Genomic DNA, 20,465 nt, shown 5'->3' with positions numbered 1-20,465 from the left:
TTCGCTAATCTTTTAGCGGGTCAGACGGTTACACTCCGTCACCATCCCACCGACGCTGCCCTGATGATAGTTGAACCCGGCCCGCTGCTCGCCGCGATTGATTCGCCCGACGACCTTAAAAAGCTTGCTCCTGAGCAATTAGTGCAACTCAGCACCGAACTCCGGGACTTCATCATCGATTCCGTGAGCATCTATGGCGGGCACTTCGGCGCCTCGCTGGGGGTGGTTGAGCTGTCGGTGGCCATGCACTACGTCTTCAATACGCCCTACGACCAGCTGGTGTGGGACGTGGGCCACCAGGCCTACGGACATAAAATTTTGACCGGCCGGCGTGATAAATTTCCGACCAACCGCCGCTACCACGGCATGTCGGGTTTTCCCAAGCGCAGCGAGAGTGAGTATGATGCTTTCGGGGTGGGCCACAGCAGCACGAGCATCGGCGCGGCCCTGGGCATGGCGGTGGCTTCGGACTACAAAGGGGAGAAGGACCGCCAGCACATTGCCGTAATCGGCGACGGCGCCATGACGGCGGGCATGGCTTTCGAGGCCCTGAACCACGCCGGCGTGGCCAATTCCAACCTGCTGGTTATCCTCAACGACAACTGCATGAGCATCGACCCCAACGTGGGCGCGCTCAAGGAATACCTCACCGACATCACCACCTCCCGCACCTACAACAAGGTGCGCGACGAGCTCTGGAACGTGCTCGGCAAGCTCAGCAAGTTCGGCCCCAACCCCCAGCAGATTGCCCGCAAAGTAGAGGCCGCCATGAAGGCCACCCTGCTCAAGCAAAGCAACCTGTTTGAGGCGCTGAAATTCCGCTATTTCGGTCCCGTCGATGGCCACGACGTGCAGCACCTCGTCACCATCCTCAACGACCTGAAATCCATTCCCGGCCCCAAAATCCTGCACTGCGTGACGGTGAAGGGCAAGGGCTACGCGCTGGCCGAGAAGGACCAGACTTTGTGGCACGCGCCGGGTTTGTTCGATAAAATCACGGGGGAGATTTACAAAAAGACCCCCGACAAGCCGCAGCCACCCAAGTACCAGGACGTGTTCGGCCACACCATGGTGGAGCTGGCCGAGGCCAACGACAAGGTGATGGGTGTGACGCCGGCTATGCCGTCGGGCTCGTCGCTGAACATCATGATGGCCGCCATGCCCGACCGCGCTTTCGACGTGGGCATTGCCGAGCAGCACGCCGTCACGTTCTCGGCCGGTCTGGCCACGCAGGGCCTGGTGCCGTTCTGCAATATCTACTCCTCGTTTATGCAACGTGGGTACGACCAGGTGGTGCACGACGTGGCCCTGCAAAACCTGCACGTAGTATTCTGCCTCGACCGCGCGGGTTTCGCCGGCGCCGACGGCCCCACCCACCACGGCTGCTACGACCTGGCCTACATGCGCTGCATCCCCAACATCGTGGTCTCGGCCCCGATGAACGAGCAGGAGCTGCGCAACCTGATGTACACCGCCCAGTTGCCCGAAAATGCCGGCCCGTTCAGCATCCGCTACCCGCGGGGCGAGGGCGTGATGCCGCAGTGGCGCACGCCGCTGCAGCGCGTGGCCATCGGCACGGGCCGCGTGGTGCGCGAAGGCGCCGAAGGCGGCGTGGCCATCCTCAGCATCGGTCACATCGGCAACTACGCGGTGAAGGCCACCGAAACCCTGGCCGCCGAAGGCCTTGACGCCGGCCACTACGACATGCGCTTCTGCAAGCCGCTGGACGAGGAAATGCTGCGCGACATCGCCCGCCGCTACCGCGCCATCGTGACCGTGGAAGACGGTTGCCTGCCCGGCGGCTTCGGCTCGGCGGTGCTCGAATTCCTCACCGACCACGGCTTCCACCTGCCCGTGCAGCGCCTCGGCATCCCTGACCGAGTAGTGGAACACGGCTCGCAGGACGAGCTGTACAAGGAGTGCGGCTTCGATGCCGCCGGTATCGCCCAAGCCGTGCGCGACCAGAATGCGAAAGTGGCCGTTAGCAACCTAGCTACGCTGCTCCTCTAGGCTGCTGGCCGCGTTTTTAGCGAAAAAAGAAGCCCCCGTAGCGGATGCTGCGGGGGCTTCTTTGTGTTGATAAGCTGCTATTTCGCTCTGCGTGATGGTGTTTCATGTCTGTTCACCGCACCGCCTTGTCCAGCACTAGGGCCACGTCCTTGGTCGATACCTTCTGACCCGTTTCAGCGGCGCGGTAGATGGCCTCGAGCAACTGCACGTCGCGCAGGCCCATTTCGCCGGGTACGCGGGTAGGCTTATTGTTTATGATGCAGGCGGCGAAGTCGTCCATTTGGGCGGCTTGCTGGTTCACATTGTGAATGTTCATTACGCCCTGGCTGGTGCGGCCCTGGATGCCGCCATAGCCAAAGGCGGGTGCTAGTTCCGCCCAGCCTGTGGTCGCATCGGCGCGCAGGCGGCTGGCCATGTTTTCAGCGTAGGTGGTGCGGCAGTCGGCCACGGCACCGTCAGCAAATTGCAGCTGCCAGTTCACGCCCGCTTCCACTTCCTTGAAGAGCACAGGGTCGGGTTTGGCGGTGAATTTCGCCGTGACCGATACCGGCACTTGGCCTTTGGTGTAAAGGCAGCCCTGCAGGCAGTAGATGCCCATGTCCAGGAGCGGGCCACCGCCGCCCAGCGCTTTGCTCACGCGCCAAGGCGTGTCGTTGTTAAATTTGAAACCATTGTCGGCCACCAAGTGCTTAACCGGGCCAAACACCTCCTGCTGGCCCAGGCGCATCATTTCGCGGTGGTGGGGCTCGAAGTGCAGCCGGTAGCCGATGCTAAGCTTTTTGCCGGCTTTTTGCATGGCCGCAATCATACGCCGGGCGTCGGCCGCTGTCGTAGCCATGGGCTTTTCGCAGATGACGTGCTTGCCGGCCTGCGCCGCCCGCACCACGTACTCGGCGTGCAAGGCGTTGGGCAGCACCACGTACACAACGTCGATGGCGGGGTTGTCGATTATCCGGTCGAAGGTCTGGTAATTATAGACGTTCTGGGTCGGGATGTTGTATTGCCGCTGCCATTGCACCGCTTTGGCGGGCGTACCCGTCACGATGCCCGCCAGGCGGCACCACTTGGTTTCCTGCAGGGCCGGGGCCAGCAGGCCGGTGCTGTATTTGCCCAGGCCCACCAGGGCCACGCCCAACGGCCGGGCGGGCAAAAGCTCATCGGCCAGCCCGCGCCACGGGTGCGCCCACGCCGCCGACCCCAGGACCGTGGCACCGGCTGCCAGCGAGAGATGGCGAAGAAATTGGCGGCGGGAAACAGCAGACGAGTCCATGAGGCAAGGCAGTGAATTCCTCTGCACTTACCGCCTTTGGCCCCAACGGGTTATGGTTGAGCCGGGCCCGCGTGGGCCCGGCCGCTGCTACCAAAGCCGGATGTCGGTAATGCCGGCCGGGATGGGCGGTTGGTCGCTGAAGCCCAGCACGCACCAATCGGGCTGAATGCCAAAAGTGCCGCCTTGCAGCACGTAGCTAATCCAGCGGGTGATGGTGCGACCGGTGAATTGCTCATTTTCGGGCTCGACTTCGCGCAACAGCAGCAGGTCGCCCACCTGAAAGCTGCGGTCGTTTTCGCGCACGTCAAACGGCTTGTTGCCGGCTTTGACGGCCGCAAAGCAGGAAGGCCAGATTTTTAGCTCGTGGGTTTGGTGCTGGGTTGGGTTGGAAATTTGAAACTGAGGAACAAATTGTTCGGCAAAGGCAAGATTCGTAGTCATCGGAATGGTCGCTAAGAATAAGATAATAGCCCCCCAAGCGTACCGCCGCGCACTGCGCGGGCATCGGCGACTGGGCAAAGGCGCCATAGGCGGCGCAGGTCAATAAGGAAGATAGTCAAAAGGTAATAAAATAATTCGGTGCAAGAGTGTTTAACGGCAAGGTAATCAGGATGGTTCACGCAGTGATAAACAAAGTGGAAACAGGGAAAGTAATATTCAGCAACTGCGTGCGAATCAAGTCCCAAACGATTTTTTAGCACAGTGTAGGGCTTTTCCTCTGCCTCTGGGGTCCCGCCGGGTTAGTTCAATCCTACTTTGCCCTTCACCGACTCAAGAATCTTCGCAGAATCAAAGCCTACGCCGTTTTTAAATACGATTTCCATCTGGCGCACCTGCCGGATATCCTTTTCCAGGTCGCCATTGATGAGCACAAGGTCGGCCTGCTTGCCGGCTTCGATGGTTCCAATCTGTTTCTCGCGGCCGAGGTAAATGGCGCCATTTAAGGTGCTTATCTTGATGGCTTGTACCGGCGTGAACCCCGCTTCGACGAGCAGCTCGAGTTGGCGGCGGTTGGCGTAGCCGGCCACGGTGCGGCCCGCGCCAGTGGGGTCGGTGCCGGATACGAGCAGGCCGCCGGCCTCGTAAAACTGCTTTTCCCACGCCATTTCTTTCTTGAAAAGCCGCAGGCTGGCCGTGTCCTTGCGCTGGTTCTGCTTCCAGGTGGCCATTTCGCGTTCCTGCAATTGCGGAATCAGCGCTTCCAGCCCGCCGCCCAGCACCACTTCACGGTCGGTGTAGGGCTCGAACACCGGCAGGGTAGAAGTCAGGGCCACTTTCTTGCTCACTAGGAAGTTGATGAGGCTTTTCATCTCGGGGCTATTCTGGGGCAGGCGCAGCAGGCTTTGGCGCACATTGGGCTCGCAGGCGTCCGCCACCTTGTTGGCCACAAAATCCGCGCTGGCCATAAAGCCGTGCTCCAAGTTATCTATCCCAATTTCGGCCGCCTCGCGGTAAGTGATGGAGCACAGATGGCCCGTGATTTTTAGATTGCGTGGGTGGGCTTCCCGCACCACGGCGGCGAGGTCGGCGCGGGTGGCGTGCATGTACATCTTAAAAGAGGTGCATCCCTTATCGGCCCAAAACCGGGTGGTGGCGGCCGCGTCTTCCGGGCCTTTCACCGTGTTCAGGGCTGGGATATCCATGCTGGGCTCTTCAATATAAGGCGCCGTCACGTCCATATCCGGCCCGATGAGCTTGCCTTCGCCCACCAGCCGTTTGATAGCCAAATCCGTTTGGGGCTCAATGCTGCCTGCCGTGCGGATGGTGGTGACGCCCCCGGCCAAGTACAGGCGCGGGAAGGAGTAAGGCATCTGGGCGATGTTGAAAAACGGGCCCGCCGGCATGGTGTAGTACAGGTGCTCGTGCAGCATCACAAAGCCTGGAATCAGGGTTTTGCCCGCGCAGTTGATGACCTGGGCCCCGGCGGGTACCTTCACTTTTTTCACAGGGCCCACTTGCGTGATGCGGCCATTTTGCAGCAGCACCGTTTGGTGGAGCAGGGCCGGGCGGCCGGTTCCGTCTATCACCTTGGCATCGGTCAGGGCCACGCTGGGGGCATTCACTGCAATGAACTCCTGCACCTGCGGCGTGAACTGCTGGGCTTGGCCGGGCCCAAGGGCAAGGAACAACAAACTGGTAGCCAAAAGCCGAAAACTGATAGAAAAAGGTGTCCGGTGGAGGAAAGCTAAAATCATTAAAGAGAGTTTGACCAACAGATTGGAGTTTGCAATTTGATAATAATTAGGTTGCCAGTGCTTTTTTAGAAAAAACCCAGATTCTGGTATAGCCCTTTTCCTACGGTTACCCAACTGGCATGACGTTTAAATACAGAGTAGCAGCTTAAGGCGAATAGATAGGATAAGTAACCGCTGAAAGCGGTTGAATGCCCTGTTTCGCGTACTAGTTGTTCAAGCGTGGAACCAAAGAGAATAATCCAGTAGTTAGATGGTTCGATAATGTGTCTGCAGTATATACTACAAATCGAATCAGTCTGATTCATGGATTATTTCGACATTGGAAGTTGATTTACTGGGCCTTTTTTGAGCGTTTCCAGAAGAATTTGAGGCTCTCGGCCAATGTAATCCAACAATGATTTGTATGTTTGTATTGGTTTAGAATGTTTTGCGCTGTTAACCTTTAACTATTTACCATTTTGAAAACACTACTTACTTTTTTGAGCGGCATTTTATTGCTGCTCGGTTCGACAACGGTTGGGTACGCACAAAACTGTTCGGGTCAATTTTCTGTATTTTATCCGGGCCCAAATTCTACTACTCTCAGTCAGGATTTTAACAACGGCACAACATCAGCAACACCCGGCTTGTATTGCCCTGTTAATGGTGGTGGGGCCACCATATCATTCGTTGCGAATTCCATAAGCACCTTAACCCTAAGGCGAAATAGTGATGGAGTGGTTGTCAACACGCTATTCTTCACACAAGCAGATTTCAATGCGGGACCTGCTCAGAACACTTCCATTACTAAGTCCATCACTCTGCCTGCTAATCTCACCTCAGAGACATACACTTTCCAATCAACTTCGACTGGATGCAACGGAGCTAATAACAAGCAAATTACTGCTCAGCTTGCGCTTGCACCTTCGCTGACAGTAACTGCTACTGTTGGCGGCGTGGTTAGCACTAACCCAGTCGTATGCCCGGGAACTCAGGTAACAATCAAAGCATCAGGTGCTAGCACTAACACTTCGTATATTCTGCTTGCCAATGGTGTGCAGGTCGATAGCAATACTAGTGGTACCTTTGTAGTAACTCCGCAGGTATCAACTACTTACACAGTCAACACAACGACTGCTGCCTGCGGAAGCAATGTAGTTTCTCAGAACATCACAATTCGGGCAAGAGAAATAACTGCTACTGCTAGCCCAGCAGCTATTTGTTCAGGTCAGTTTTCTGACCTCACGGCTTCCTTTACCAATGTGCCCGCAGGCGTTACCCCAACTTACTCTTGGCGCAACACATCGACTGGAGCAACCTCTACTGCCAATCCCTACCGAGTAACTCCTGCTGCCACGACTACTTACGAGCTGACTGCCAACGCTGGCTGCGGCGCGGTAGTTAGACTTGTGACCGTAACTGTGGGCACCCCGGTTTTAACGATTACTCCCAGTGCAGCGAATGTTTGCTCGGGCACTTCAACGCTCCTAACCTCGACATTGGATAGGACTGTTGCTGGTACAACCTACTCATGGAGTGTTGTGCGCGCTGACAACACATCTGCCAACGGCATCGCTAGCGGTTCTACTTACACCGCCACGCCGACTCAAACTTCAACTTATACTTTGACAGTTAATGTGCCCAACTGTGGCTCAGTAAGCAAGTCAGTCGTTATAACTGTTGAAGCCTCTACTCTGACTCTGTCGCCAAGTGCGGCCAACATTTGCGTAGGCACTTCTACCACGCTTACCGCTGTATCGAATAAGACTAATGCTGCCTACAGCTGGACTGCTACCAGCGGTGGAGTGACAACTACGTTGCCCCAAACTACCTCCTCAATAAACGTAAGTCCGGCTACAACCACTGTCTATGCTGTGACTGCCACCGTAGCCGGTTGTAATACGTTAACTCGGTCGTCAACCATCACCGTGAATCCAACAGTAACAGTGACGCCCTCGCAATCAATACAAGCTGGTCAAACCAGAGTGTTGACCGCTACTGGTGGCTCGAGCACCGTCTACAATTGGACGGCTACTGTTGAAGGCGGGACTGCTACTCCGCTGGCTCCTGGCGCAAGCATCACGGTTTCTCCAATGTATACTACTACGTATACCGTAACGGGAACCACTGCTAACGGCCAATGCAATACGGCAAGCACCACCATCACCGTGGTACGTCCCTTGCCCGTTGAACTCATCAGTTTTGATGCGGCCTGGGTTGGTAAAACACCCGTGCTCACTTGGGCAACTGCTTCGGAAAAGAACAATGCATACTTTGCCATTGAGCGTAGCTTGGATGGTGCTGCATTCCAAACGATGGGCAAGCGCGAGGGTGCCGGCACCACCAGCGCACGTACCAGCTACCAGTTTGCTGACGGCAGCCTGGGCCAAACGGCAGCTACTACGGCATACTACCGCTTGCGGCAGGTCGATACCGATGGCACTACTACCTTCTCGCAGGTTCGCTCCGTGCAGATTGTAAGCGTGGTTTCGCAGGAGTTCAAAGCCAATGTATTCCCGAACCCTTACGACAACAAGGTAGCCGTTCGGGTCAACTCGCTTGGCACTGACGCAATCAGCTTCACTGTCCGTAACGTTCTCGGCCAAGCGGTACTCACCAAAACCCTGACCACCACAGCCGGCGAGCAAGACGTTGAACTGTCTGAAGCAACGGCGTTGCCCCGTGGCATGTACTACATCACCGTACGCCAGGGCAACGAGCAGCAGGTGCTGCGCATGAGCCACCGCTAGACCGGCACAAACCACTTGCATAGAAAGACCAGCGCCATTACGGTGCTGGTCTTTTTTATTTGGCGCGATGGGTTAGTGGCGTAAAGCGCTGGGTTGTTGACGAGGCCGTGTAGCTGATTAGTGTTTTTAGCACGCCGCCAGTTACCCGAGCGCAAAGGTTTGCAGGCCGCAACAAAAGCTTGGATGCAAGTGGCAAATATGGATTACTTGGCAAAACGCTGGAAGGGATTGCGGCAACACTTGCGTAGTGATAGGGCATTGAAGAAAGAAAATCTCAGGAGTCCCGAAATCGATTGAGAAAAAACAATCGATAAATTGATAATTCCAGTAAATTGCAGTAACATTGTCTAACTGCTGACTGATACATCGCCTGCGGTTTCAGTGGATTGATTAGTATTATTTGGGTAGAATATGCCCTAAACAAGCTTTCGGACATGTTTACTAGCCTGTTTAAGCGCAAAGATTTAGTAGCGCAGTCTCCCGGTTTTCTCTCTCCAGCATAACGAAATCGCTCTTTTTTGCGCCCGTTTACACAATCGATTGTGTTTGTTCTCACCAATTCCCACAATGTTTTATGAAAAAGTCAGTACCCAAAATGCAAGGGCTAGCGGTGCCAGCCTTGCTCGGGGGCTTGCTGCTGCTGCCCATGGCGGGCCAAGCGGTGGCTTCAGCACCCGAAAACCTAGCGGTGTCCATGCTGCAAGCAGCCGATACCCCCATCACCGGTCGTATTACCGATGAGAAGGGCGCCGGCATTCCGGGCGTAACCGTACTGGTAAAAGGCACAAGCAACGGTACCCAAACCGACGCCGACGGACGCTACAGCATCACGGCCCCGGCAGATGCGACGTTGGTGTTCTCGTTTGTGGGCTATACCTCGCAGGAGGTGGCAGTGGGCGGCCGCACGGCCATCGATACGCAGTTGCGCGCGAGTGCGCAGGGCTTGTCGGAGGTAGTGGTGGTGGGCTACTTGGCGCAAGACCGCCAGAACCTGACCAGTGCCGTGAGCGGCCTCGATGTGTCGGAGGCCAGCAAAACGCCCGTCCCCAGTGTGGCGCAGCAGATTCAGGGCCGTATCCCGGGGGTTTTGGTGCAGGGCGGCGGGGCTCCTGGCGCTTATCCAGTGGTCACGATTCGGGGCATCGGCACGCTGGGGCTTGCCGATACAGGCCCGCTTTACGTGATTGACGGCCTCTGGCCGGCTGACCCGCGCAATCTGGTGCCTTCTGATATCGAGAGCCTAAACGTGCTGAAGGATGCGTCTTCGACGGCCGTGTACGGTTCTCGCGGCGCCAACGGGGTCATCCAAATTACGACCAAAAAGGGCAGTGCTGGTACGCCCACCATCCGCTTCAACGGCGTGGTGGGGGTGGACCAAGTGCGCAAAAAATACAACCTTACCAATGCTGCTGAGTGGGCGCAGCGGGCGCGGGTGGCATACCAGAATGCGGGCATTGATATTCTCAATGCCGGCCAGAACAGCTTGTCTGGCGCGGTGCCGGTATCCGAAGGCGGTACTTTCGACCCCAGCATTGACACTGACTGGCAGGACGAGTTTTTTCAGACCGGCCGCCGCGAAAACTACAACCTCAGCTTTAGCGGGGGCAGCAAGGGCGACAAAAGCTCCAGCAACTTTCTGGTATCGGGTGACTACTTCCATCAGGAAGGCATTGTGAAAGGACCGGATTACAAGCGCTACAGCCTGCGCCTGAACTCGGGCATGAGCCGAGGTCGGTTCCGGTTTCAGGAAAACTTTCAGCTGAGCCGCATCGACGCGACGCTGCTCAACGGTGCGCCGTTCATCGACGTGCTGACCATGATTCCGAGCATCCCGGTGCTTGACTCTACCAATGAGGGCGGCTTTGGCACCGGCTCGACCCGGCTCAATACTTTTGCAACCAACCCCGTGGGGGCCCAGCAGCTGCTGCGCAGGCGACAGTCCGAGAACCGGGTGCTGGGTAACATCAGCGCTGACTTCTCGATTTTCGACTTTCTGACTTATCGCCTCAACCTGGGCGTCAATGCCTTCACGTATGCCAACGACGACGCCCAGCAAACTGGCATCATCCGGCAGAACACCCGCATCACGGCGGCGACGCTTAATGAGTTTCTGGGCTATGGCGCCCTGGTACAGGCCGAGAATACGCTGAATTTCACCAAAGCCTTCGGTGACCACCGCGTCAATGCGCTGGTGGGCTACTCCGAGCAGCGCTCCCGGGAGCACAACGTGCAGGCCGGCGCTTCCGGCTTCACGTCGCGGCCCCGCTACTTCTTTGAGTTGAGTGCCGGCACGGAGAAAGGCGCCATTCTGGGTACCAGCTCCGAATACGCCATTCGCTCATTTTTCACGCAGGCTACCTACGACTACAAAAACCGCTATCTGCTTTCGGTAAGCGGCCGCCGGGATGCCTCGTCGCGCTTTGCCCCTCAAAACCAGCGGGCCGATTTTGGTGCGGCCTCCATCGGCTGGCGCATCAGCGAAGAAGACTTCTTCAAGTCAGCCCTGCCGCAGGTCAACAATCTGAAGCTGCGGGCCAGCTACGGGGTGCTGGGCAATGAGAATCTGTTCAACAACTACCTGCCCTACGCAGTGGTCGCACAGAACGTGAACTATGTCATCGGCACGGGGCAGCAGATTGTGAACGGGGCCACCCAGATTCGCATCAACAGCCCGGACGTGCAGTGGGAAGAGCGCGCCACGCGCAACATCGGCCTCGACCTAGCACTGCTGGATAACCGGCTGAATTTCTCGGCCGACTATTACATCGCCGACACCCGCAATGCTTTGATTAGCGTGCAGGTACCAACCTATCTGGGCAACTTTGAAGGCGACCCCATTCAAAACGGCGGGGAACTGCAAAACAAAGGCCTGGAGGTCGCGCTCGGGTTTCATGAAAACCGGAGCGCCTTCACCTACGGCGCTGACTTTACGCTGACCACCGTGCGCAACCGCATCACCAAAGTATTGGACGAAGGCCAGGCCATTGGCGGGGGCGATGGCCCCACCCGCTCGCAACTGGGCCACTCGGTAGGCGAGTTCTATTTGATTCAGTTCGACGGCATCTTCCAGACCCAGGAGGAAGTAACCAATCACAAATCCTCAGACGGCACCGTGATTCAGGCCTATGCCTCGCCCGGCGACGTGCGCTACAAGGACCTCAACGACGACGGTAAAATTGATAACGCCGACCGGGCATTCTCGGGCAGCGCCATCCCGAAACTGCAGCTGGGCCTGAACCTGAACGCCGGCTATAAGAATTTCGATTTGTCCCTATTCTGGCAGTCTGCTACAGGCAACGAGATTTATAACGTGGCCAAGCGGGCCCTGGAAAGCTACAACGGCCCCAATAATTACGACGCCGACGTAACGCCCTGGTCGCCGGCCAACCCCTCCACTACTACTCCCCGCCTGCTCCAGGGCGGCAGCCCTAACGCAAATTTGGCCGCTGCTGCGGCTCAGAACTCGCTGGCCAACTCGACGCGCTGGCTAGAAAGCGGCAACTACCTGCGCCTGAAGAACATTCAACTGGGCTACACCATCCCGAAGAACCTGACCAGCCGGGTACCGAGCCTGGGCACCGTGCGCGTCTACGTGACGGGCACCAACCTGCTGACCTTCACCGACTATTCGGGCTTCGACCCCGAAACCGGTGGCACGGGCTTCTACAGCCGCGGCATCGATGACAGCTCGTACCCCAACACGCGCACCGTGGTGGGCGGCTTACAGGTCAACTTCTAATCTTGTTCGGGAGCCGCCAGGCGCTTGCACGGCGGCTCCTATAAAACCGTATTTATAGCTAAGACATGAAAAGCAATAAGCTGATTACCCTGCTCTGTGCCGGGGCCCTGATGCTGACCGCCACCACCGGCTGCGACAAAGATTTGCTGGATAAAACGAACCCGAACGCACCTGCCTCGGCGGATTTCTGGAAAACGAGCGACGATGCCGTGCGGGGCGTGTATGCCTGCTACGCCGGCCTGCAGCAGTTTGCGGTGTATTACCGAAGCTGGCACTTCATGGCCCACCGTTCGGATGAGAGCTACAGCCAGAGCCCGTTTGTGGAACTGGCTAACTTCACGCGCTTCATCACGCCTGACAACAACTTCTTCATCTCGTCTTTTGCCTGGAACGACTACTACCGCACCATCTTCCGCACCAACCAAGTGCTGACCAATGTGCCCGGTATTCCCATGGATGAGACGCTGAAGAAGCGCCTGCTGGCCGAAACCCGCTTCATCCGGGCGCTGTCGTACTTCGACTTGGTGTATTTCTTCGGGCGGGTGCCGCTGATTACGGTAGAGTCGAAGGTGAACACCCGCGTACCGCAGGCCACGCAGGCTGAAGGCGAGGCCCTCATCATTGCCGACCTGCTGGCGGCCATACCAGACCTGCCGCTGGCCCGAACCTACAGTGCGTCGGAGAAGGGCCGCGTGAGCCAGGGCGCAGCGCAGGCATTGCTGGCGCGGGTGTACATGCACCAGCAAAAGTTCGCCGACGCGGCGCAACTGTTTGATACTATCATTAAATCGGGCGAGTATTCCCTGGTTCCCAACTACCTCGACAACTTCACCGACACCAACGAGAACAACTCGGAGTCGGTGTTTGAAGTCCAGTTTACGGGCGCCGTGCTCGAAATTGGCCAGGGCCAAGACAACGCCGCATCATCTGAGAGCCACGACCGGCCCAACTTCTTTGGCCCTCCCGGCCCCACGTTTGCCGACGTGCAGCCCCGCCTCTGGCTGCTGAACGAGTACAACGAGTTCACCGTGAGCAACCCCACCCGAATTGACCCACGCCGCGACATCAGCATCATCAGCAACCGCAACCCGGACCGCTTTTACGGGCGTACGTTCGCGGAATGGGGCTGGAACCCCAACCAGCAGTACTGGCGCAAATACCTGAACGACCGCACCCGCGAAAACGAGAACTTCACCTCAGGCATCAACCACCGCGTGATTCGCTACGCCGACGTGCTGCTGATGCAGGCCGAAGCACTGACCGAACTGAACCGCACCGCCGAGGCGCTGCCGTTGGTGAACCTGGTGCGCACCCGTCCTTCGGTAGACCTGGCCCCGCTCACGGGCACGTTCACTGCCGCCACGTTGCGGCCTCTTATCCGCAGCGAGCGCGCTAAGGAGCTGGCCGGCGAAGGCACCCGTTGGTATGATATTCTACGCTGGGGCCTGATGGATACTCAGGCCGGTATCGACGAGCTGAAAACCCGCGATGCTGACTTCGGCAACTTCCGCCTCGGCATCTCGAAGCTGTTGCCCATTCCGCAACGCGACATCGACATCGACGGGGGCATCACCCAAAACCCTGGCTATTAATTTGAAAAGGTGGTGAGCAAATGGCCGTCCTGGGCTGCAACCCAGGGCGGCTATTTTGTCCCAATAGCTGCGCTAATTTTGAAAATTAATAAGTTGATGATAATCCAACTCCCTTCTTTTGTTCACCGTGCACTGCTTGCGGTGATGCTGGTGGGAAGCTTTGGGTGCAACAAGAACAGTGCACCAGCGCCGCCAGTGCCTTCGCCGCCGCCGGTGGTGGTCAGCACCACGTTTCAAAACCCGTTGCTGCCCAGCGGCCCCGACCCGTACGTGGCCCAAAAAGACGGCTACTATTACTACATGCACACGCTGAACAACCAGCTGCGCATCTGGAAAACCAAGAACATGTCGGGCCTATCGCTGGCGCCCAGCACCGTGGTCTGGACGCCGCCGGCTAATGGCGCGGCTTCGGGTAACTTGTGGGCGCCGGAGCTGTTTTTTCTCGACGGCAAATGGTACATCTACTACACCGCCGGCCCCACCGGCACCAATCTAGGCCTGCAGCGCACCTGGGTGCTGGAAAATGCCAGCGCCGACCCTACGACCGGAACCTGGGTTGACAAGGGCCGCATTTATAACCCCACCGCCGACTTCTGGGCCATAGACGGGACCGTGCTGGAGCAGAACGGCAACCGCTATTTCCTCTGGTCTGGCCACGACGGCCTGAACGGCATTCAGCGCATCTACATCTCGCAGATGAGCAACCCCTGGACCCTGACCGGGCCGCGCGTGGAGCTCACGAGCCCACAGTACGCCTGGGAAAACGTGGGCCCGCCCTACGTCAACGAAGGCCCGGAAATCATCAAGCACGACAATCAGACCTTTTTGGTGTACTCGGCAAGCTTCTGCGCCTCCGATAGTTACGCCCTGGGCTTGCTCACGGCCTCAAGCACGGCAGACCCCCTGATGCCGAGCTCCTGGACGAAGTCGGCTCAGCCCGTATTCTCGCAGAACCCCGCCGCCCGCGCCTACGCTACTGGCCACAATTCCTTCTTCAAATCGAAAGACGGCAAAGAGGACTGGATTATTTACCACGCCAATTCCAACCCCGGCGAAGGATGCGTGGAACGGCGCAACCCGCGCATGCAGAAGTTCACCTGGAACTCCGACGGCACTCCCAATTTCGGGGTGCCCGTGCCCATCAACACTGACATCATAAAGCCCTCGGGCGAATAGTTGCTTTTCATTCGATTCCTTTCCCAAACCCACCTACCATGCGCAGTCCTTCCCGGTTCACCAGCGAATACCCTCTGTGGCGCCAAGTGCTGCGGCGTAGACTGACCGGGTTGGTGCTGCTACTGGCAATGACTTGGGCGGCTCCCCAGGCCCAGGCACTGCAAGGCGCTTTTGGAGCGCACGACCCGTCGACCATCGTCAAAGACGGGAATAAATACTGGGTTTTCACCACCGGCCAAGGCATCTACGGCATGTACTCGACCGACCTAGTTAATTGGACGCCGGGCCCGCGGCCCGTGTTTCCCAACAACACGTTTCCCAGCTGGATAACCGCCAAGGTGCCGGACTTTAAAGGGCTTTTCTGGGCGCCGGAATGCGTGTTCCAAAACGGCAAATACTACCTCTATTATTCCTGCTCCACCTTCGGCTCGAAAGTGTCGGCCATCGGCCTGGTCACCAACGTTACCTTGGACCCCGCCAGCCCCAGCTACAACTGGGTTGACCAGGGCGAAGTGGTGTCGAGCAACAACGGCAGCGCCGCTAACGCCATCGACCCGGGCATTTTCCGGGATGCCAGCAACAACGGGTGGATGACCTACGGCTCGTTTTTCGGCGGCATTCGCAACGTGCAGCTCGACGCGGCTACGGGCAAATTGATGGCCGGCGCCACCCAATACGCCGTGGCCAACGGCGGCGTGGAAGCCGCTTACGTGAAGCAGAACGGCGCCTATTATTACCTGTTCATCAACCGCGGCGCGTGCTGTCAGGGCGCCGCCAGCACCTACTACATTCAGGTAGGCCGCTCCCTGTCGCCGAGTGGCCCGTTCCTGGATAAGAACGGCACCGATCTGAACAACAACGGGGGGACCACGCTGCTTAGCGCTTCGGGCCGCTACCGCGGACCCGGTCACACCGGCATTTTTGAGGAAAACGGCACCTCGTATTTCACCCACCACTACTACGATTCGTACGACCGCGGCAATCCAAAGCTCGGCATTGGCAAGTTGACTTGGGACGCGGCCGGCTGGCCCGTGGTGACCCGCGACTGGCTGGCCCCGGCGGCTACGGCCGGCGCGGCCGTGCGCTACGTCGTGTCGGCCGGCCCGGCAGCTACGGGGCTGGTGTGGCAGGCGCGCGGCTGCACGGGGGCCGCGGGCGAGGCCATCGAGCAAGCTGCCCGCACGGGCAGCACCTGCCAGCAGTGGGACTTCACGGCGCTGGGCAACGGCGATTACAAAATTACCAGCGCCGTGGGAGGCCAGGCCGTCGGTGTGGCCGGCTGCTCCGATGCCAACGGCGCGCTCCTGCAACTGGGCTCCTACAGCGGCCAGGAGTGTGAGCAGTTCCACATCGACCGCGCAAACGACGGCAGCCTCGTATTCTCGTCCCTCAATGGAAACCGGGCGGTGGAAGTACCCCTGGCCTCGGCCAACCCCGGCGTGCAACTTGCCCTGTTCGACTACAACGGCTGTGCCTGCCAGCGCTGGTTTCTGACGAATTCTACCGTGACTGCCACGGCCTCCCGCACCACCCTGACGGGCATCAGCATTTACCCCATTCCTGCCTCCCGCGGCACGTTCACGCTGGACCTGAGCGGCCGTAAAGCCGCCGGCGCGGTAACGGTGGAAGTCCTCGACCTGCAAGGCCGTGTGGTGTACCGCCGATTGGTGCAGAACCCCGAGGCTACGGTGGCGGTGGAGGCCGGCTTGCTGCCGGGCCTGTTCCTGGTGCAGGTGCGCCAGGGCACCGGGCTGTTCACCCAGAAACTGACCGTTCTGTAAGCTTTTCATTCTCTTCGTCATCCGCCCGTTTTTCCCAATCTCCTTTTCTCTTCTCATGATTAAGTCTTTTCGTTTAGGAACTTTGGCCGTACCCGTTACCAGCTTGCTGCTGCTAGCGGCCTGCGGGTCTAACAAAACCGCCGACCAAACCACGACCGAGGCCGGGGCGTCCGCCGCGGCCGATTCCACCCAAACGAATACCAGCGCCATGCCCACGTCCGCATCATTTGGCAAGACCACCGATGGCACCGAAGTGCAACTCTTCACCCTCACCAATGCCAATGGCGTGAAGGCCAGTATTACCAATTTCGGCGGCATTCTCACCAGCCTCATGGTGCCCGATAAGGACGGGAAGATGGGCGATGTAATCCTTGGTTTTGACAACGTGAGCGGCTACCAGAGCCCCGAGTTTCTGAAGTCCGGCCCGTACTTCGGCGCATTGATTGGTCGCTACGGCAACCGCATCAAGGACGGCAAATTCACCCTCGACGGCAAGACGTATAACCTGGCCAAAAACAACGGCCCGAACACCTTGCACGGCGGCAAAGTAGGCTTCGATAAAGTGGTGTGGACTGCCGAGCCAATGTCTTCGGCCGACGGCCAGAGCCTGAAGCTGACCTACCTGAGCAAGGACGGCGAAGAGGGCTACCCCGGCAACCTCAACGTGACCGTGGTGTACACCCTCACCAACGACAACGCCCTGCGCATTGACTACACGGCCACCACGGACAAGGCCACGCCCATCAACCTGACCAACCACGCCTACTTCAACCTGAACCACGGCGCCGGCAAGGACATTCTGGGCCACGAAGTAACCCTGCCCGCCGACCGCTACACCGTGGTGGATGCCACCCTCATTCCGACCGGCGAGCTGCGCCCCGTGAAGGGTACGCCCTTCGACTTCACCACGCCCCACGCCATCGGCGAGCGGATTGCGCAGGTGCCCGGTGGCTACGACCACAACTGGGTGCTGAACAACGCCGCCACGCCCCAGCACGCCGCCGCCATGGTGTACGAGCCCGTGAGCGGCCGCACCATGGAAGTGACCACCGACGAGCCCGGCATTCAGTTCTACACCGGCAACTTCCTCGACGGCACCCTGAAAGGCAAAGGCGGCACGGTGTACGGCAAAAACGCCGGCTTCTGCCTCGAAACCCAGCATTTCCCCGATTCGCCCAACCAGCCCAAGTTCCCCAACACGGTGCTGAAGCCGGGCGAGACGTTCCATTCCGTGAGCAGCTACAAGTTCGGCGTGCGGAAATAACCCCAGTGAAGAGTGGGGAACGAAGGGCGGGAAGCCAGTGGTGGGAACCTCTTGCCTGCCCTTCGTCCTCACTTCTTCAAGACTTATCCCTCTAACACTTATTCTATTTCACCTGTGGAACAACAAGCCGCTACTCCCGCCTACGTCATCGGCGTTGACTACGGCACCGACTCGGTGCGCGCCGTGCTCGTGGACGCCCGCACGGGCGCCGAAACGGCCCAGGCCGTGCACAACTACGCCCGCTGGAAAACCCTGCAATTCTGCAACCCGGCCCGCAACCAGTTCCGCCAGCACCCGCTCGACTACATCGAGGGCCTGGAGGCCGTGGTGCGCCGCGTGGCCCAGCAAGTGCCCGCCGCCCACATCCTGGGCTTGGCCGTGGACACCACCGGCTCCACGCCCGGCGCCGTGAACGAGCAGGGCGTGGCCCTAGCCCTCACCCCCGGCTTCGAGAATAACCCCAACGCCATGTTTGTGCTCTGGAAAGACCACACGGCCCTGGACGAAGCCGCCGAAATCAACCACAAAGCCCGCACCTGGGGCGGCGAGGATTACACCAAGTTCGAAGGCGGCATCTATTCCTCGGAGTGGTTTTGGGCGAAAATCATGCACGTGGTGCGCGAAGACGCTGCCGTGGCCCAAGCCGCGCACTCCTGGATGGAGCACTGCGACTGGCTGACCCTGATGCTGACCGGCGGCGACCTCGCCAGCTTCAAGCGCAGCCGTTGTGCTGCGGGCCACAAAGCCATGTGGCACGAGAGCTGGGGCGGCCTGCCCTCCGAGGAATTCCTCACCCACCTCGAGCCCAAGCTAGCCGGCCTGCGCGACCGGCTGTTCCACGAAACCTACACCGCCGACGAAGTAGCCGGCCGCCTCACCGAAGAGTGGGCCCAGCGCCTCGGCCTGACCACCAACACCGTGGTGGCCGTGGGCTCGTTCGACGCCCACGCCGGCGCCGTAGCCGGTGAAATCGAAGCTTATTCGATGGTGAAGGTGATGGGCACCAGCACCTGCGATATTGTAGTGGCGCCGATTTCCGAAGTAGGCAGCCACCTCGTGGCCGGCATCTGCGGGCAGGTCGATGGCTCCGTAATTCCCGGCATGCTGGGCCTGGAAGCTGGTCAATCAGCTTTCGGTGACTTGCTGGCCTGGTTCCGCCAGATTCTCGAATGGCCCTTGCAAAATGTACTTTCGAATTCTAAAGTGCTGACGCCGGAGTTGCAAGCTGCCCTGCGCGACGAAATGAGCGACCAGCTGCTGGTGCAGCTCAGCGAAGCCGCCGCGGCCGTTGACCCCGCCGAATCCCACGTATTGGCCCTCGATTGGGTGAATGGCCGCCGCACGCCGGATGCCAACCAAGCCCTGAAAGGTGCCATCATGAACCTCACCATGGGCACCAACGCGCCCCAGATTTTCCGGGCGCTGGTGGAGGCCATCTGCTACGGCTCGAAGCAAATTGTGGAGCGGTTTGAGCAGGAAGGTGTTCCTATTAAGCAAGTCATTGGCATTGGTGGCGTGGCCAAGAAGTCGAAGTTTGTGATGCAGACTTTGGCCGACGTGCTGAACCGTCCCATCAAAATTGCGGTGTCGGAACAGGCTCCGGCTTTGGGGTCGGCCATGTATGCCGCCGTGGCTGCGGGCATTTATTCCGATGTGCTGACGGCCCAAAAAGCAATGGGCAGCGGTTTTGCCGAATCCTATGAGCCCAACCCCGACCGCGTAGCCGACTACCAGGCTCGCTATGAGCAGTACCAAGCCTTCGGGCGGTTTGTGGAAGCTACCACGCTGGGTAGTAGCGTGGTCGTACCCGGTAGGGACTCTGCGAGTCCGCGTTTACACGACACTCAGAACGACTCGCCCAAGCGCGGACTCGCAGAGTCCCTACCGGGTACGACCACGCTACAGCACAGCCACCAAGCTCAATGAGCCAATACCAAGACCTGAAACAGGCGTGCTACGACGCCAACATGCAGCTGCCCAAGCTCGGGCTGGTGCTCTTCACCTTCGGCAACGCCAGCGTGGTCGACCGGGAGCGAAGCGTATTCGCCATCAAGCCCAGCGGCGTGCCCTACGACACGCTGAAAGTCGAGGATATTGTCATCCTCGACTTCGCCAACCACGTGCTGGAAGGGGAGAAGCGGCCGTCGTCCGATACCAAAACCCACGCCGTGCTCTACAGCCACTGGGACCACATCGGCGGCATCGTGCACACGCACTCCACCTACGCCACCTCGTGGGCGCAGGCCCAGCTCGATATCCCAATTCTAGGCACCACCCACGCCGACCACCTCACCGCCGACATTCCCTGCGCCCCGCCCATGGACGACGCCATGATTGCCGGCGACTACGAACACCAGACCGGCTGGCAAATCCTCAACGAGTTCCAGCGCCGCGGCCTCTCGCCCTCGGAAGTGGAAATGGTGCTGCTGGCCAACCACGCTCCCTTCACCTGGGGCAAAACCGTGGAAAAAGCCGTGTACAACAGCGCCGTGCTCGAAGAAGTGGCCCGCATGGCTTACCTCAGCTGCACATTGCGCCCCAACGTGCCGCGCCTCAAGGATGCCCTCATTCGCAAGCACTACGAGCGCAAGCACGGCGTGAATTCCTACTACGGGCAGTCGTGATGTAGCGCGGACTTTTAGTCCGCGTCAGACCAATGCAGGCGCGGACTAAAAGTCCGCGCTACTTTTTGACCAATTTAGATTAACG

At 58.9% G+C, this 20,465-nt stretch carries 12 protein-coding genes; 9 read left to right on the top strand and 3 right to left on the bottom strand.

Translation table 11 applies throughout. The annotated features are described in order from the left end of the window. Positions 1-63 precede the first annotated feature (63 nt). Positions 64-2,010, top strand: coding sequence for a 1-deoxy-D-xylulose-5-phosphate synthase (gene dxs / locus I2I05_RS14205; protein ID WP_196282932.1), 1,947 nt, complete (start codon positions 64-66; stop codon positions 2,008-2,010). 112 nt (positions 2,011-2,122) lie between these two features. On the opposite strand, the gene I2I05_RS14200 is transcribed toward dxs, so the two are convergent. The 3 genes from I2I05_RS14200 to I2I05_RS14190 form a co-directional block, all read right to left on the bottom strand. Beyond that, entirely contained in the window at positions 2,123-3,280 is a 1,158-nt protein-coding gene (locus I2I05_RS14200) for a Gfo/Idh/MocA family protein (protein WP_196282931.1), read from the bottom strand. An 87-nt stretch (positions 3,281-3,367) separates the two neighbouring features. Next, on the bottom strand, positions 3,368-3,721 hold the full coding sequence (locus I2I05_RS14195) for an ASCH/PUA domain-containing protein (RefSeq protein ID WP_196282930.1): 354 nt from the start codon (positions 3,719-3,721) through the stop codon (positions 3,368-3,370). A 299-nt stretch (positions 3,722-4,020) separates the two neighbouring features. Beyond that, on the bottom strand, positions 4,021-5,412 hold the full coding sequence (locus tag I2I05_RS14190; RefSeq protein ID WP_196282929.1) for an amidohydrolase family protein: 1,392 nt from the start codon (positions 5,410-5,412) through the stop codon (positions 4,021-4,023). Positions 5,413-7,547: 2,135 nt separating this feature from the next. Here I2I05_RS14190 and I2I05_RS14185 point away from each other — a divergent pair. From I2I05_RS14185 to I2I05_RS14150, 8 genes are all read left to right on the top strand, one after another. Then, on the top strand, positions 7,548-8,204 hold the full coding sequence (locus I2I05_RS14185) for a T9SS type A sorting domain-containing protein (RefSeq protein WP_196282928.1): 657 nt from the start codon (positions 7,548-7,550) through the stop codon (positions 8,202-8,204). Positions 8,205-8,778: 574 nt separating this feature from the next. Continuing rightward, positions 8,779-11,943 carry a SusC/RagA family TonB-linked outer membrane protein gene (locus tag I2I05_RS14180; RefSeq protein WP_196282927.1) on the top strand — a complete coding sequence of 1,055 codons (3,165 nt, stop codon included), beginning with the start codon at positions 8,779-8,781 and terminating at the stop codon, positions 11,941-11,943. A gap of 65 nt (positions 11,944-12,008) precedes the next feature. Continuing rightward, the gene (locus tag I2I05_RS14175; protein WP_196282926.1) at positions 12,009-13,535 is read left to right on the top strand and encodes a RagB/SusD family nutrient uptake outer membrane protein; all 1,527 of its coding nucleotides are present in this window, start codon (positions 12,009-12,011) and stop codon (positions 13,533-13,535) included. Positions 13,536-13,631: 96 nt separating this feature from the next. Beyond that, positions 13,632-14,711: a glycoside hydrolase family 43 protein gene (locus I2I05_RS14170; RefSeq protein WP_196282925.1), complete on the top strand. Its 1,080-nt coding sequence runs from the start codon at positions 13,632-13,634 to the stop codon at positions 14,709-14,711. Positions 14,712-14,749: 38 nt separating this feature from the next. Further along, a complete protein-coding gene (locus I2I05_RS14165) occupies positions 14,750-16,492 on the top strand; it encodes a family 43 glycosylhydrolase (RefSeq protein ID WP_196282924.1) in 1,743 nt (580 codons plus the stop codon). Between the two features lie 55 nt (positions 16,493-16,547). Further along, positions 16,548-17,756 (top strand): aldose epimerase family protein, encoded by a 1,209-nt coding sequence (locus I2I05_RS14160; RefSeq protein WP_196282923.1) that lies wholly within the window; start codon positions 16,548-16,550, stop codon positions 17,754-17,756. 114 nt (positions 17,757-17,870) lie between these two features. Further along, positions 17,871-19,682, top strand: coding sequence for a ribulokinase (locus tag I2I05_RS14155; protein ID WP_196282922.1), 1,812 nt, complete (start codon positions 17,871-17,873; stop codon positions 19,680-19,682). Then, on the top strand, positions 19,679-20,380 hold the full coding sequence (locus tag I2I05_RS14150; RefSeq protein WP_196282921.1) for an L-ribulose-5-phosphate 4-epimerase: 702 nt from the start codon (positions 19,679-19,681) through the stop codon (positions 20,378-20,380). The genes I2I05_RS14155 and I2I05_RS14150 overlap by 4 nt, the downstream gene beginning before the upstream one ends. Positions 20,381-20,465 lie beyond the last annotated feature (85 nt).

It is taken from the genome of Hymenobacter jeongseonensis (assembly GCF_015694725.1).
GTDB lineage: Bacteria > Bacteroidota > Bacteroidia > Cytophagales > Hymenobacteraceae > Hymenobacter > Hymenobacter jeongseonensis.
The sequence above is the reverse complement of the archived record's forward strand: the minus strand, read 5'-3'. Positions and strand labels throughout refer to the sequence as shown.

What these genes read in the sequence shown, in the direction of transcription:
- dxs (WP_196282932.1), top strand. Translation starts at nt 64, where the DNA reads ATGATAGTTGAACCCGGCCCGCTGCTCGCCGCGATTGATTCGCCCGAC.
- I2I05_RS14200 (WP_196282931.1), bottom strand. Translation starts at nt 3,280, where the DNA reads ATGGACTCGTCTGCTGTTTCCCGCCGCCAATTTCTTCGCCATCTCTCG.
- I2I05_RS14195 (WP_196282930.1), bottom strand. Translation starts at nt 3,721, where the DNA reads ATGACTACGAATCTTGCCTTTGCCGAACAATTTGTTCCTCAGTTTCAA.
- I2I05_RS14185 (WP_196282928.1), top strand. Translation starts at nt 7,548, where the DNA reads ATGTATACTACTACGTATACCGTAACGGGAACCACTGCTAACGGCCAA.
- I2I05_RS14180 (WP_196282927.1), top strand. Translation starts at nt 8,779, where the DNA reads ATGAAAAAGTCAGTACCCAAAATGCAAGGGCTAGCGGTGCCAGCCTTG.
- I2I05_RS14175 (WP_196282926.1), top strand. Translation starts at nt 12,009, where the DNA reads ATGAAAAGCAATAAGCTGATTACCCTGCTCTGTGCCGGGGCCCTGATG.
- I2I05_RS14170 (WP_196282925.1), top strand. Translation starts at nt 13,632, where the DNA reads ATGATAATCCAACTCCCTTCTTTTGTTCACCGTGCACTGCTTGCGGTG.
- I2I05_RS14165 (WP_196282924.1), top strand. Translation starts at nt 14,750, where the DNA reads ATGCGCAGTCCTTCCCGGTTCACCAGCGAATACCCTCTGTGGCGCCAA.
- I2I05_RS14160 (WP_196282923.1), top strand. Translation starts at nt 16,548, where the DNA reads ATGATTAAGTCTTTTCGTTTAGGAACTTTGGCCGTACCCGTTACCAGC.
- I2I05_RS14150 (WP_196282921.1), top strand. Translation starts at nt 19,679, where the DNA reads ATGAGCCAATACCAAGACCTGAAACAGGCGTGCTACGACGCCAACATG.